Here is a 14147-nt window from a genome sequence, read left to right as displayed (position 1 = left end):
AATTGTTAATGAGGTTGTTAAATGATAATATTTACTAATATCGAACATTCCCAATATTGGGGCTAAATGTATGTTTAATTGAAAGTAGAGGAAATTAACTTGCAATGATAAAAAAGCGTTATGTATGGTTAGATATTGCACGATTAGTCGCTATAATATGTGTGATTTTAAACCATGTCAATGAAAACTTAAACCAAACCCCAATAACAAAGCTGACTGTTCTTCTACAATTAATAGGACGTATGGGCGTGCCTTTATTTTTAATTATTTCTGGCTACTTAATGTTAAACAGAAACTATACGACAAGCAGTTCTATCGATAAATTTACACATCACAATATGATGCCGATGGTTTATTCAGCTATTTTATGGACTGTGCTTCTCTCCCTATATACATATTTTATTTTAGATAATAAATCTATCCCTTCACTAATTCAAAATCTAACTTTTCAAAGGCGACCAATGCCTCAAATGTGGTACATTCAACTGTTACCGATAATTTATGTTCTAATTCCTATATTTTCTATCGCAAAACAAACCTTTAGTAAGTATTTAGTTAGTATATTCTTAACCGGAACAATATTATTAGGAACTGGTACACTAGTTGCTAATTTTACACGACATCAATACGTACCATTCCAATGGAACATGAGTGGCTCGTGGGGACTAGTCTTTATCATGCTAGCCTTATTGGTATTCGGTAGTTATTTAAATGAGATTTCTACGTCAAAGAAATCTTTTTCGTTCATAGGCGTCTGTGCCCTATTAAGCTTTGTTTTGTTTATCGTAAACACAAAACAATTATCATCTGCTGGTATGATGCCTACGATTTGGTACACACAAGCATGGGTATTTATACCAGGATGTTTTTTCATACTAGTTATTAAAAAATTAGACGCTATATTTGAACGTGTATTATCTCATGCAAAAAATTCAAAAAAGTTTATTACTACCCTCAGCGGATTAACATTTGGTGTCTATATTGTGCACTACGCTATTTTGGATTTTATTTTATCTTTTAATGTTTTTCATTCAGGATTATTAAGCACGATTCTATTGACGCTATTAGTATTATGTGTTTCATTCATTGCTATTTGGTTAATAACAAGAATTCCTAAATTTCCTAAATTTATATTTCTTACAAAATAAGTCAATCGACTGACTACTTTACTATAAAGGCCATACTTCGGAATGCTTCCGCAGTATGGCCTTTGATTATCTATATACTGACATGTACCATCACTCTGACCAATTGTTAATGTGTCAGTTAGATGATAATATTATTTTTGGTAATTTTATTTCAGAAAGGTAATTATATGACAGCCTCTAAAAGAAATCTCTCCTTTGATATTGCGCGTGCCATAGCGATTTATCTCGTAATTATCGGTCATTCCATGACCGGTCTATGGGACACCTGGCAATCTAATTTTATATTTGCAGCTAATTTGCCGATATTCTTTATCATTTCAGGTTACTTCTATCATTCAAAAAGGATCAAAGATGTTGTTCAAACGGGTGTTAATACACTGCTAATTCCCTTTTTCATCGTTACCTTACTCTATATAACCTTACGAACAGCTTTGGGCGAAATCGTCCAACACGTTCACTATCTAAACTTTCAAACCCTTATCCCACTTATATATGGTAATGGCGCAACAGGTCAATCGCCATTTGGTTTTGAACTGAGTTCTCACGCCGGCGCTGTTTGGTTCTTACCAACCATGTTCATTGCCAACATTATTTTCCATTGGTTAATGAAGTCTAATAAAGAAATTATCCGTTTCACGTTTGTTATTATACTATTTGGATTGGGTTATTCATTAGCTCAGGTCGTTTACTTTCCCTGGTCACTACAAGCAGCTTTGGAAGTTCAAATTTATTACCTATTTGGTTACTGGTTAGCAAAACTTATTAAGCAATATTCACAAAAAACTATTTTTGCTAATCCATACATACTATTAATTTCACTTATTTGTTGGATTCTGAGTGCAACGAGCGGTAGCTATGAATTAAACCGTGGTTTGGCTGATAATATGTTTATCGCAGTTCTTGGTGGTTTTGGGAGCGCCATTGTGCTATTAGGTATCGCATTTTTTATTGAAAAGCATTGGCATCAAATTGCTAAAGGTCTTAGTTATGTTGGTCAGTATTCATTAGTGCTACTATGTGTCCATTCCCTTGATATTGGCTTATTAGACACTGAAGTCATGAACTTTTTAGAGTCACAGGCCTGGTTCTCAGACTACAGTCTATTTGCTTACCTAGGATTAATGCTATTAAGAATTCTATATACAACATGCTTCACATGGACCTTACTCAAAATAAAGTTTATTTATAACTTATTAGTCGACCGTAACTTTCCCCTTCAAAAAGCCTAAAAATAAAAAGCATCTTGTCTCGAGTACGCCCTACTTCATGTAGCTTGCGTTTTTGACAAGATGCTTTATTTTATTTTTTAGTAAAACTCTTTGACAGATAATGTTCGCCTGAACTCAAGTCATATTGCACTAACTTAAATTCATGTAGTAACTTTTTCTGCTTCTTAGTTAAATCTTTTGTTTTTAAGGTATGACCATTATTATCAACAAATTTACCACGTGTATAGTTTGCGAATGCTGGTAATTCTTTCGTTACCTTGGTTTGCAAAGCATAGAATGGTGTTAATTTACTATTCGTTGCCTCTAATGCCAACGCTGGGAAATCACTTGGTGATGCATAGGCACGCTGGTTTTGATTTGTCGTTGCCTTACTCTTTTCACGAGCAGCCTTATTTTGGTAAATAAAGTAGTCCGTCTCATGAGAACGCTCTAGTTGCTTATCCTGATTAACAAATGTGAACACGCCTGGCCAATGATCGCCATAAAAGACTAGGGTCACTGGACGAGAAATGTTTTCTAGTTTATTAACCAAATTCTTAGTGGCTACGTCAGTGTAATGCACACCTGCAATATAACTCTCGACCGTTTCCTTTGTATTACCTGAAACCGCTGGTTCTGACATCTTGTAATTACTATCAGGATACTGGTTAGCAGAATAAGGCATATGATTCTGCATTGTCATCAACTGTAAGAACTGTGATTTGTTCTTATTCGCTGATGTAATTTTCTTTGTTAAGTAGGCATAAGAAGATTTATCGGCAGGATAATTATCCTTAGAACCAACAGGCTTCGTATACTTGTCTGGATACTTATATTGCTTGCCATCGGTTGTATAGAACTTTTGGATACCAATCTTTTTATAAGCATCACGACGATTATAGAAAGTACCAACATAAGGATGAATCACTTCACGATTTTGGAACAAGTTGGTAATCGTTGGTATTTCATTAGCAACCGGTACTAATTGCGTATAAGGTACCACCATTTCTGGTGCAAAGGTTGCTAACGGGAAGCCTGCCAAAGTCATATACTCGATATTCGCAGTTCCACCACCGTAACCTGAAGACAACATTCTACCAGAGAAAACAGAATCCTTTTGTATTTGTTTAATATTTTTAAATACATCAGTCCCTTTATATTTTAATCCAGGAACTTCATCAGGATTTGTCAGTGACTCACTTAAGACATAAGCCACCGTTTGTCCCTTAAGATTATCCTGCCTAGTTTTATTTAACGAGTCAGAATATTTTGTATATTTCTTTTCTAATGCAGCCATTGATTTTTCTGAATAACCAGCTGGTTCTCGCATAATAACACTTGAAATGTTAGATACAAAAGTCATGACAGGTCCATTCAGCATCGCATCTTCACCAGTATTAAAACTCTGCCACTGATATTTAAAATGATCCAATATCGCACGATTCTGATCGGCATTGGCGACAAAAGGCGCTGCCAACGTTAGAAATGTTGCTAATAGTACCGCGATACGTGTACCTGTTTGTTTAATCATCATTCGCTGAATAGATGCCGCGAAACGGCCAGCCTTTTTACGATGAACCCAAAATTCGAGTAACCCGGCACCAACAAAAACAATAACAATGCCAACAATCGCAATGATCAATAGGTTCTTATCAACCATTTGTGTCAAGCCGCCAACAGCAGTAACTTCTGACATATCACTAAATAAAATAGGTTCATTTCGTGACTTCATCTTCATGTATTCCGCCACAAATGTCACAACTGCTAACGTCAAGTAAATGGCCATACCGACAAATAAACGGTTTACCAGAACGACAATAAACACAAATAAAATCAAACAAGCAAGAATCGTAAATAATGCTTGTGGGCGTATTAGAAACTTAAGAGATGTCCAAATAGCTTGGCCCAAATCTAAGGTCTGATCAAAACGCCCCCACACTTGAAAATACATTGCAAATTGTAAAACAACAGTCGTTAAGACACTTAAAGACAGCCCAATAAGTAAAAATTTCATCCAATTATTGAATGTTGGACCATTAAACTGTTGCTTACTTAAAAACTTTTTCATATCAATCACCTTTTTGATCACGAACGACATTTACGGTTTTAACAATACCGAGCTTAATGACGAAGCTAATAATTAACATGAGTAACCAGATAATGATAAAGCTAATCATTCCGGCAGGTAATATACGACCAATGTAATTATTCATCGGTATCATTGTTTTAATAAATATGAACACAGCGAGGCTTAAACTAAAGTAGCTACCAATATTGATAAATAAGTTTGCTAGTTTAGCTAGTAGCGTACTATTTACAAGTTTATTAGCTATCACAACTAATCCAGCCAAGCTGATCAAGGCAGTTAACGTACCCAAAATCCAAAATGGTGTGTAGGCAACTTCCATGGTCAAGCCTGTTGAAGCTGACATTGTCAGATTTACTAGCAATGCCGCCAAAATAGTTGCAATACCCGCTGACCAATTAACTAATCTATGATAATAAAGACCAAACAACATAAAAGGCAAAGCAATAAATGCTGGTTCTAGTGACCAAGGGATTTGAATGAAAGTTGCAAGGTAAAACCCAACACCAGCTAACAAAATAACAATTAAAATTGCCAATGGCACTTTTTTAACTTTAGCAATAAGAACCGTTAAAATCGTACCGACAAACAACGCCATTAGTAACCAAAGTAACCCAATTCCTGTATCGAAAAAGCCAAAAATAGTTGTAACAGGTGTGCCGTTACCATATAAGAGAGCCTTCAATCCAGTACGCATTGCCGGAAATGGTGCATTGACCCACGTGTTTAATTGCAGGAGCTGAACTACTTTATTAATAACGATCATTAATAAACCAACCACCAGATACGGTATTAAATAACGTTTAATCGCTAAGACAATAGATTGTCCAATTTTTAAATTAATATTGATATAATAACCAGCAATAAAGAAAATTGTTGGCCAAGTTAACCATGTGAAAAAATTATACAAAATACTATGATCTTGTGGATTGATAATGCTAATAAAAATCAACATTATAATTGCCAAACCTGCCAGTATTTGTACCGTTCTATCTTTATCTTTACTATTCATCACCATTCCAGATGCTCCCATATAAAAACATAAAGGAGTCGGATAAATATAAACCCGGCTCCCTTAATTACTTAAAAGTATTATAAATTATATTCCAAAAACCAAACATAAATTTTTCTTATTTTAGTAATCCATTAATGACAAAATATCATAACCTGCAAGCTTTTCACGACCATGTAAGTCATTCAATTCAATCATAAATGCTAGCCCTGCAACTTCACCACCTAATGATTCAACCAATTTAATGGTAGCAGCAATTGTACCACCCGTAGCAAGTAAATCATCAGTAATTAAGACTTTCTCTCCTGGTTTAATCGCATCTTTATGCATTTCCAAAGAAGCTTCACCATACTCTAGAGAATAATTTTCACTAACTGTTTCCCGTGGCAATTTGCCTGGCTTACGAGCTAAGACAATCCCAGTTCCCAATTCATGAGCTACTGGCGCCCCAACTAAAAAGCCGCGTGATTCTGGACCAACCACAACGTTGACATCACGCATCTTTGCAAAATGCGCGATGCGATGTGTTGCCTCTGCATATGCTTCTGCATTTCCCCATAGTGGTGTGATATCACGGAAAATTATACCCTTTTCTGGAAAATCCGGAATAGAGGCAATATAGTCATTCAAATCCAACATCAGTCTAGCTCTCCTGCTTACTTAATTTCATTAATAAAGTTTCTAATTCAGCTGTTGTACTGTAAATTAATTGTTGTTCAAGATCTCGCTGCGCCATAAATCGTTGAAACGTCTGAGTCTGTGTTAACTTCATCGGTGTCGGATTTGGCACAGCATTCAAAACACCATTGTCAATTGTAACAAATTTTGCCTCTAAAAACACCTTTAAAATTAGTTTTAGTGTCATATTAGAGATTTTCAGATGCTTAACCATCGCATCATATTGCGTTTGCAAATTAATATCCTTGAAAGAAAGCACAAACTTATAGACATTCGAGAACACTTGCTTACTTGGTACTTTCTGGAGATAAACTGGTGATTGCACATAAAACATCGGTGCAAGTCGGCCAGGTATACTTGTTTGTAATAAAGTTTGCAGTTGATCTAATGAATCCGGCAAATCCACTAGTACCATGGTCTGTATATTTGACATTTGCAATGCATCTTGCCACATCAACGCCTGAGCTGCAGGATCAACATACGCTGCCAGCTGCTGTAAATGTTTTTCTTTGAAAAAGACATAGGTCACTGGCTTACTAAATGTTTGTTTTGTCAGATGGCTTGTTCGCCAATCTAAAATAGCCGCCCCTTTTGCTGACATATCCCGTAGCATTAATTGATATGATATATTTCCTCGATACGAATTTTGGCTCATCGTACCAACAATCTGTAATGAAGAAAAATGACCGGCAAGTGCACTAGCTTGGTTCCCCCAGCCGAAGGCAACGACAGGTAATTGATCAGTATCTGTCTGCGCAATAAAACGTAGGTGCTTCCCCTCACTCATGGTCTTAACTTGGTTCACACCGCGTAAGTCCAACATAAATAATGGTTCTGGATTACCTTCACCAAATGGGGCTAATACTTGTAAATTATCAAAATTTTCCTTGGTAAAGTCGGCAGCTGTTACCGTTGTTGCGATTTGCATGTCTGCTTTTTGCGCTGTAGCTAACTGTTGTTGTGCTGCCTCATCACGTAAAGCAGCTCTTAAAGCTGTTAAATTATTGGTTGGTACGGTCATCCCCGCTGCACTGGCGTGACCACCAAAGGTCGTCATTAGATCTCGATGTCCGGCTAGGGCCGTAAACAAATCAAAGGCAGCCACTGAACGACCAGAACCTTTCATCTCATCACCATTCACATTTAAGACAATCGTTGGTTTACCAGTCTGTTCGACCAATTTACTAGCAACAATTCCTAATACCCCTTCATGCCAGTTTTCACCAGCAACTACAAGGACAGGATCCTCGCTTAGCTGCGCCGCTTGTTCTTGGGCAGCAGTCGTAATTTTTGTGACTAATTGTTGTCGTTCCTGATTTAAAGCATTGACATGATCGGCCAAAGGCTTTGCTTCTTCAAGCTCATCCATTAATAGTAATTGGACACCAGTTGTTGCATTCTCTAATCGACCGAGTGCATTCAATCGAGGCGCAATTGTAAAACCAATTGTTGAAGAATCAATATCCGATAACTGAGTACCAGCAGCAGCTAGTAATGCTGCTACACCTGGCCGTGGGTCTAACTTTAGACTCTCAAGTCCTTGCTTAACAATAATACGGTTTTCATCTGTCAATGACATGACATCAGCAACAGTACCTAAGGCAGCTAAGTCTAAGACCTCATCGGCAGGCTCTTCAAGTAAGGCGGACACCACTTTAAAAGCAACGCCTGCTCCTGAAAGGCCACCAAATGGATATGAACCTTCTGGATGACGTGGATGAACAATGGCTGTCGCTACTGGCAATTCTTCAGGCAACTCATGATGGTCAGTGACAATAACATCAATACCTTGTGCCATTAACCAAGCGATTTCGTCTTTTCCTGAAACCCCATTATCAACAGTCACTAATAACTGCATCCCTTCAGCAGCTAACTTCTGATAATTAGCTAAATTAGGACCATAGCCATCGCTAAAACGACTCGGCACAAAATAATCGACGTTAGCGCCCATTAATTCTAATGCCCAGGTCATAATGGCTGTACTCGTCATACCATCGACATCATAATCACCATAGACGATAATCTTTTGACCACTATCAATGGCTTGCATCAACCGTTCAATCGCTTTATCCATATCATGAAGTAAAAATGGATCATGTAGACCTGACAACTCAGGTCGTAAAAAGGCATTCGCAGCTTCAACAGTATCATAACCTCGATTAACTAAAATCTTTGCAATCAATTCAGTGATGCCGAATGTTTCACTGAGTGTTTTAATTGCCTTTTGATTGCTTACCTCAGGAAAACGCCATTGATAACGTGAATTAATCATACTGCCTCCTTGCTACTCAACCTCATTTGTTACGGTTAATTTCATCGGTTTCGTATTTCCTTGCTTACCAAATGGCACATCAAAAACGTCAAAATCATTGACGACACGAGTATTAGAAAAAATAGCTCGTGCTTGATAGGCCAATTCATTAGCAGCCTTACCAGCATAGCGCGCCGAAATATGCGTTAATAGCAATCGACCCACCTGCGCTTGATCAGCAATAGCGGCTGCTTGTACACTCGTTGTATGGAAGTGATTACGGGCTTGCTTACCTTCCCCCTTACCATATGTTGATTCATGTACCAAAACATCTGCATTCCTTGCAAGGGTCATCGTATTATCTGTTTTGCGAGTATCACCCATAATGGCGACACAACGTCCTGGTTGTGGATCCCCAATAACATCTGCACCGTGAATCGTACGCCCATCAGCCAACGTTACATCTTTACCCTGCTTTAACTGTCCGTACAACGGACCAGCGGGTACATTTAGGTCTCGCAAGCGTTCAACTAATAGCTCACCTGGATGTGCATGTTCAGTTACCCGGTAACCAAACGAAGTGATGCGGTGATCTAGTGGTAATGCAGATACTGTAAATTTCTCTGTCTGTAAAACATCCCCACCAGTTTCTGGTAATTCAACGAATTTAATTGGGTAAGTTAGACGTGTCTGTGATACACGTAAACTAACCTCAACAAACTGTCGAATGCCTTTGGGACCGTAAATCGTTAATTCATCTTCACCACCCTGAAATGAGCGTGACGAAAGTAATCCTGGCAAGCCATAAATATGATCACCATGTAAGTGTGTAATGAATATTTTTGTTACCTTGCGGGGACGAATGGTCGATCGTAGCATTTGACGTTGGGTTCCTTCACCAACATCAAACAGCCATACTTCATTAATTTCTTCAAGTAAACGTAACGCAATACCAGTTACATTACGAAAGTGTGCTGGTGAACCAGCGCCAGTTCCCAGAAACTCAATTTGCATAGTTAGGAACTCCTTATCTTTTTTTAAATGTCTGTTCATGGATAAGTATCAAACTTATTCAAAAAGAAAACCGCCTAAAACGACGGTCAATACTACTTATAATATTATCATTTTTCAACGGTTTAATACAGCTGTTTCAATCTGTTAAAACGTAATTGTATTAACTGCAGAAGGTTTTTCAATTTCGTTACCGGCAGAATCTTTTACCGTGGCAAACTGCACATTAAGTGACTTTAAGTTCGCAACATCCTTTTTCGGTACCAAAACGGTTGTTGTTGTAACAACCGTACTATATGGCACAACACCAGCCGTATTTAACTGACCATCATTGTAAATACCACTCAATGCTGACATCGTTGTACTACCAGGGTACTTAACCGCTGTAATGCCCGGTGTTATAGCCGTCACTGCGTTATTATTAGTCACTCGGTAATTAATTACCAAAGTCGTAAACTTATCAGAAATATTTCGATCATTTAATGTATGTCTAGCAGATACTAAAGCATTTTGTGTCCTAGCCGTATTTTTGATGACATTAATTTGTTCAATCTTGTAGTCAAGCGTACCGTTAGTAATTGTTTGATTTACTTTTTTACTATCGACCCACTTCTGAACAAGACCGTTCTCGGTAATCTGATATTGGCCGACTTTTTTAATTTGCCCAGTTTGGACAAAGTTTTTGTTGGCTAAATCTTTTTTCGTTGGTTCATACTTACCATCATCACTACCTTTTTTTGCAAAAGGTTGCTTATTATGTTTTAGGTTTACCTCAGCCATCGTTCGAACACGGGTAGGCTGCTCATTACTACGATATAATACTAAGACAACAATAATGGCAACGATGCCGATAATTGTTGCTAAAAGCCATCCGATTCGTCTTTGCATACTTTCCTTCCTCAATCAGCCCAACACAATAACATCTTGAATAATGCGGTAGCCGTAAATTTTGTGTAACACTTGATCACGATCACGAACAACTATTTCTAAGTTATCATCTTGATACTGCTGTAAATCACTGACTGTTGTTACTTGATTCTTATCTATTTCTAAAATCAAATAGTGCCCATCTTTGCCAACGATTCTAATTGATTCAAAATTAGGGACAAATAGGCGGGTTGCAATTGGACGACTTAAAGACATACCATTTACTGATACTTTTAATTCCCCTAATTGCAAGTCGCACACCCCTATCCATCAGTATATTATGACATATAAAAAAACAAGCAACCTTAAACAAAGGTCACTTGTGGTTATTTATTAACCGAAAAATCCTTTTTTATGCTCGCCAGTCATTGTCTCACGGAAAGCTTCAAGGGCCTTCTTTTGCTCCTTGTTCAATTTCTTTGGCACTTCAACATATAATGTCACGATGTGATCACCATTGTTGTTGTTATTACGCATGTGAGGAGCACCCTTACCACGCAATCGGAAATTAGTCTCCGTTGCTGTTCCAGCTGGTACCTTAAGTTTAACCTCACCGTTTACTGTTTTAACGGAAATTTCACCACCCAATGTTGCAGTAGCAAAGTCAACACCCATTCGTGAATAAACCGTAGCACCTTCACGCTCGAAACCATCCTTAGATGGTGCAACATGGAATACAACAAACAAATCACCATAAGGTCCGCCGTTAAAGCCAGCTTCACCTTGACCAGATAAGCGCATTTGTTGACCATTTTCAACTCCTGCTGGCACAGTGACCTTCAGTTCTTTACTTTCTTGCTTACCATCATCAGTAGAACGAGTGTACGAAATTGTCGTATCTTTACCAAAGACCGCCTCTTCGAACGTCAAGTTCATACGATATTGTAAATCTTGTCCTTTACGAGGGCGATTTGGATCTTGGAAGCCACCACCAAACATTTGGCTAAAGATATCACCAAGGTCAGAGAAGTCACCATATTGGGCACCGCCGCCACCGAAACCGCCAAAGCCGCCGAAACCACCTTGACCGCCACCAGGTTGGCCGTCAGTAGCACCATATTGGTCGTACATGGCACGTTTTTGCTCATCACCTAGCGTCTCATAAGCTTCTTGAACTTCCTTATATTTTTCCTCGGCACCTGCCTCATGGTTAATATCGGGGTGATATTTCTTAGATAACTTACGGTAAGCTTTCTTAATTTCATCTTGTGAGGCATTTTTATCAATACCTAAACGCTCATATAATTCAGTATTATTCATGAGGCAAGTCCTCCTAAAAATTTAAATATGTATCGCCCCGTGAGCTGCTATTCTCACAAGGGCGTATGATCTGTAACGTAGGGTTGTTCAGATCAGATCGTTAATTTTTACTTTTTGTCATCATCTGAGACATCTTCAAAGTCACCATCAACAGTGTCATCATTACCTGATTGACCGTCTTGTGCGGCTCCGTCATTGCCTCCTTCTGGTTGTGCTTGTTGATACAACTTAACGGCTAATTCTTGAGAAACCTTCTCCAAAGCTTCCTTCTTTGCCTTCATATCTTCTAAGTCGTCAGCTTCCTTGGCTGCCTTCAAATCAGCAACACCGTCTTCAACTGGCTTCTTATCATCATCTGACAACTTGTCGCCTGCTTCTTCCAATGTCTTTTCTGATTGGAAAATCAATTGGTCAACTTCGTTACGCAAGTCAGCTTCTTCCTTACGCTTTTGGTCAGCTTCTTCGTTGGCCTTTGCGTCATTCATCATACGCTCAATTTCATCTTCTGACAATGAACCTGAACTTTGGATGGTAATCTTTTGTTCCTTGTTGGTACCCAAATCCTTAGCAGAAACAGATACAATACCGTTACGGTCAATATCGAACTTAACTTCGATCTGTGGTACACCACGAGGAGCTGCAGGAATATCAGCTAATTGGAAACGACCCAATGTCTTGTTATCGGCAGCCATTGAACGCTCACCTTGCAAAACATGGATATCAACGGCTGGTTGGTTATCAGCAGCAGTTGAGAATGTTTGTGACTTTGATGTTGGGATCGTTGTGTTACGGTCAATCAACTTTGTGAAGACACCACCCATTGTTTCAATACCCAATGATAATGGCGTAACATCGAGCAAAACAACGTCCTTAACGTCACCAGTAATCACACCACCTTGAACAGCTGCACCAAGAGCAACAGCTTCATCAGGGTTGATTGAGTGATCTGGTTCCTTACCAGTCAATTCCTTAACTGACTCTTGAACGGCTGGAATACGAGTTGAACCACCGTTTAGGATAACCTTATCAATGTCACCCATTGAAAGACCAGCATCCTTCAAAGCGCTACGAACAGGTGCTTCGGCACGCTTTACCAAGTCAGCTGTCAATTGATTGAATTGCGCACGTGACAAAGTTGTTTGCAAGTGCAATGGACCTTCGTTAGTAGCTGTAATAAATGGCAAATCAATTTGAGCTTCAGTAGCTGATGACAAAGTCTTCTTTGCAGTTTCAGCAGCATCCTTCAAACGTTGTAATGCTAATTTATCATTCTTTAAGTCAATGCCGTTTTCTTTCTTAAAGCCATCGGCTAACCAATCAATAACCTTTTGGTCAAAGTTGTCACCACCAAGGTGTGTATCACCATTAGTTGATAGTACTTCGAACACACCATCACCTAATTCAAGAACAGAAACATCAAATGTTCCTCCACCCAAATCATAAACCAAAATCTTTTGGTCTTGGTCAAGCTTATCTAGACCATATGCCAATGATGAAGCAGTTGGCTCGTTAACGATACGCTCAACTTGCAAACCAGCAATCTTACCAGCATCCTTAGTAGCTTGACGTTGGGCATCGTTAAAGTATGCAGGTACAGTAATAACAGCCTTATCAACTGTCTCACCTAAGTAATCTTCAGCATACTTCTTGATGTATTGTAGAATCATTGCTGAAATTTCTTGTGGTGTGTAATCCTTACCATCAATCGTTACCTTGTAACCAGCTTCACCCATGTGTGACTTGATTGACAACACAGTATCTGGGTTGGTAATTGCTTGACGCTTAGCAGTGTCACCAACTTGTGTCTCACCGTTCTTAAATGAAACAGCTGATGGTGTTGTACGACCACCGTTTGGGTTAGTGATAATCTTTGGAGATCCACCTTCCATAACAGCAACAGCAGAATTTGTAGTTCCTAAATCAATTCCAATGATCTTTGACATAATAATTTACCTCTTATTGATCAGATTTTTTATATATTAATTAATAACTAGTTGTTTAATTATAAACAGCTACCATTGCTGGTCGAATTACTCGATCAGCTAAAACATAACCCTTTTGAAGAACCGTCGCAATTGTATCGGCAGGATGATCATCATCTGCAGGTACTGATTGAATTGCTTGGTGGAAGTTCGGATCAAATGCTTCACCAGTTTCACCAACTGCCTTAACATCATGTTCTTCAAGTGCTGAGATTAGCGTTTTGTAAACCATCTCAACCCCATCCTTAATTTGCTTAGCTGCACCATCTTCGACTTCAACTTGTAGCGCACGCTCCAAGTTATCTACAGCTGGCAAAACTGAAGCAGCTAACTTTTGATTTGCAAACTTAACCGCTTGTGTTTGTTCCTTCGCATAACGAGATTGCATGTTTCGCATCTCAGCTTCTGCACGTAGATACCTGTCTTCGGCTTCGGCAACCTTTGTCTCTAGTTCAGAAATTTGGTCTGCCTCTGTCTTTGGCTCTTCAGCCTCAGTAGCTTTAGCTTCAGTGTCAACATCCGCTTCTTCATTGACGACCTCAACTTCTTCTTCAGGAGTCTTCTTTTCTTCTGACATGTCAACA

The 14147-nt window shown here is 38.7% G+C and carries 12 protein-coding genes; 2 read left to right on the top strand and 10 right to left on the bottom strand.

All coding sequences use genetic code 11. From position 1 onward, the window contains the following. The first annotated feature begins 104 nt into the window (after positions 1-104). Together NGR58_RS00570 and NGR58_RS00565 are read left to right on the top strand one after the other, a co-directional pair. Positions 105-1148 (top strand): acyltransferase, encoded by a 1044-nt coding sequence (locus NGR58_RS00570; protein WP_258087807.1) that lies wholly within the window; start codon positions 105-107, stop codon positions 1146-1148. A gap of 167 nt (positions 1149-1315) precedes the next feature. Then, the gene (locus NGR58_RS00565) at positions 1316-2377 is read left to right on the top strand and encodes an acyltransferase family protein (RefSeq protein WP_258087806.1); all 1062 of its coding nucleotides are present in this window, start codon (positions 1316-1318) and stop codon (positions 2375-2377) included. Between the two features lie 70 nt (positions 2378-2447). On the opposite strand, the gene NGR58_RS00560 is transcribed toward NGR58_RS00565, so the two are convergent. From NGR58_RS00560 to grpE, 10 genes are all read right to left on the bottom strand, one after another. Then, the gene (locus tag NGR58_RS00560) at positions 2448-4424 is read right to left on the bottom strand and encodes an LTA synthase family protein (RefSeq protein ID WP_258087805.1); all 1977 of its coding nucleotides are present in this window, start codon (positions 4422-4424) and stop codon (positions 2448-2450) included. 1 nt (position 4425) lies between these two features. Next, a complete protein-coding gene (locus NGR58_RS00555; RefSeq protein ID WP_258087804.1) occupies positions 4426-5460 on the bottom strand; it encodes a hypothetical protein in 1035 nt (344 codons plus the stop codon). A 117-nt stretch (positions 5461-5577) separates the two neighbouring features. Next, complete coding sequence (locus tag NGR58_RS00550; protein ID WP_258087851.1) at positions 5578-6096, bottom strand: adenine phosphoribosyltransferase; 519 nt, start codon at positions 6094-6096, stop codon at positions 5578-5580. A 1-nt stretch (position 6097) separates the two neighbouring features. Then, positions 6098-8404, bottom strand: a complete 2307-nt coding sequence (gene recJ, locus NGR58_RS00545; RefSeq protein WP_258087803.1) for a single-stranded-DNA-specific exonuclease RecJ — start codon at positions 8402-8404, stop codon at positions 6098-6100. Positions 8405-8416: 12 nt separating this feature from the next. Then, complete coding sequence (gene rnz, locus NGR58_RS00540; RefSeq protein WP_258087802.1) at positions 8417-9397, bottom strand: ribonuclease Z; 981 nt, start codon at positions 9395-9397, stop codon at positions 8417-8419. A 144-nt stretch (positions 9398-9541) separates the two neighbouring features. Then, positions 9542-10282 (bottom strand): hypothetical protein, encoded by a 741-nt coding sequence (locus NGR58_RS00535; protein WP_075269464.1) that lies wholly within the window; start codon positions 10280-10282, stop codon positions 9542-9544. A gap of 15 nt (positions 10283-10297) precedes the next feature. Further along, positions 10298-10573 carry a hypothetical protein gene (locus NGR58_RS00530; RefSeq protein ID WP_075269463.1) on the bottom strand — a complete coding sequence of 92 codons (276 nt, stop codon included), beginning with the start codon at positions 10571-10573 and terminating at the stop codon, positions 10298-10300. A gap of 81 nt (positions 10574-10654) precedes the next feature. After that, a complete protein-coding gene (locus NGR58_RS00525) occupies positions 10655-11581 on the bottom strand; it encodes a DnaJ C-terminal domain-containing protein (RefSeq protein ID WP_258087801.1) in 927 nt (308 codons plus the stop codon). 107 nt (positions 11582-11688) lie between these two features. Further along, the gene (gene dnaK, locus NGR58_RS00520) at positions 11689-13524 is read right to left on the bottom strand and encodes a molecular chaperone DnaK (protein ID WP_258087800.1); all 1836 of its coding nucleotides are present in this window, start codon (positions 13522-13524) and stop codon (positions 11689-11691) included. 55 nt (positions 13525-13579) lie between these two features. Then, a complete protein-coding gene (grpE, locus tag NGR58_RS00515) occupies positions 13580-14140 on the bottom strand; it encodes a nucleotide exchange factor GrpE (protein WP_075269460.1) in 561 nt (186 codons plus the stop codon). Positions 14141-14147 lie beyond the last annotated feature (7 nt).

The sequence above is a fragment of the Weissella fangxianensis genome, assembly GCF_024718545.1.
GTDB lineage: Bacteria > Bacillota > Bacilli > Lactobacillales > Lactobacillaceae > Weissella > Weissella fangxianensis.
This window is presented reverse-complemented; position numbering and strand designations above follow the sequence as displayed.

Coding starts and splice junctions, on each gene's coding strand:
- NGR58_RS00555 (WP_258087804.1), bottom strand. CDS start 5,460: ATGGTGATGAATAGTAAAGATAAAGATAGAACGGTACAAATACTGGCA.
- NGR58_RS00560 (WP_258087805.1), bottom strand. CDS start 4,424: ATGAAAAAGTTTTTAAGTAAGCAACAGTTTAATGGTCCAACATTCAAT.
- recJ (WP_258087803.1), bottom strand. CDS start 8,404: ATGATTAATTCACGTTATCAATGGCGTTTTCCTGAGGTAAGCAATCAA.
- dnaK (WP_258087800.1), bottom strand. CDS start 13,524: ATGTCAAAGATCATTGGAATTGATTTAGGAACTACAAATTCTGCTGTT.
- NGR58_RS00525 (WP_258087801.1), bottom strand. CDS start 11,581: ATGAATAATACTGAATTATATGAGCGTTTAGGTATTGATAAAAATGCC.
- NGR58_RS00565 (WP_258087806.1), top strand. CDS start 1,316: ATGACAGCCTCTAAAAGAAATCTCTCCTTTGATATTGCGCGTGCCATA.
- rnz (WP_258087802.1), bottom strand. CDS start 9,397: ATGCAAATTGAGTTTCTGGGAACTGGCGCTGGTTCACCAGCACACTTT.
- NGR58_RS00535 (WP_075269464.1), bottom strand. CDS start 10,282: ATGCAAAGACGAATCGGATGGCTTTTAGCAACAATTATCGGCATCGTT.
- NGR58_RS00570 (WP_258087807.1), top strand. CDS start 105: ATGATAAAAAAGCGTTATGTATGGTTAGATATTGCACGATTAGTCGCT.
- grpE (WP_075269460.1), bottom strand. CDS start 14,140: ATGTCAGAAGAAAAGAAGACTCCTGAAGAAGAAGTTGAGGTCGTCAAT.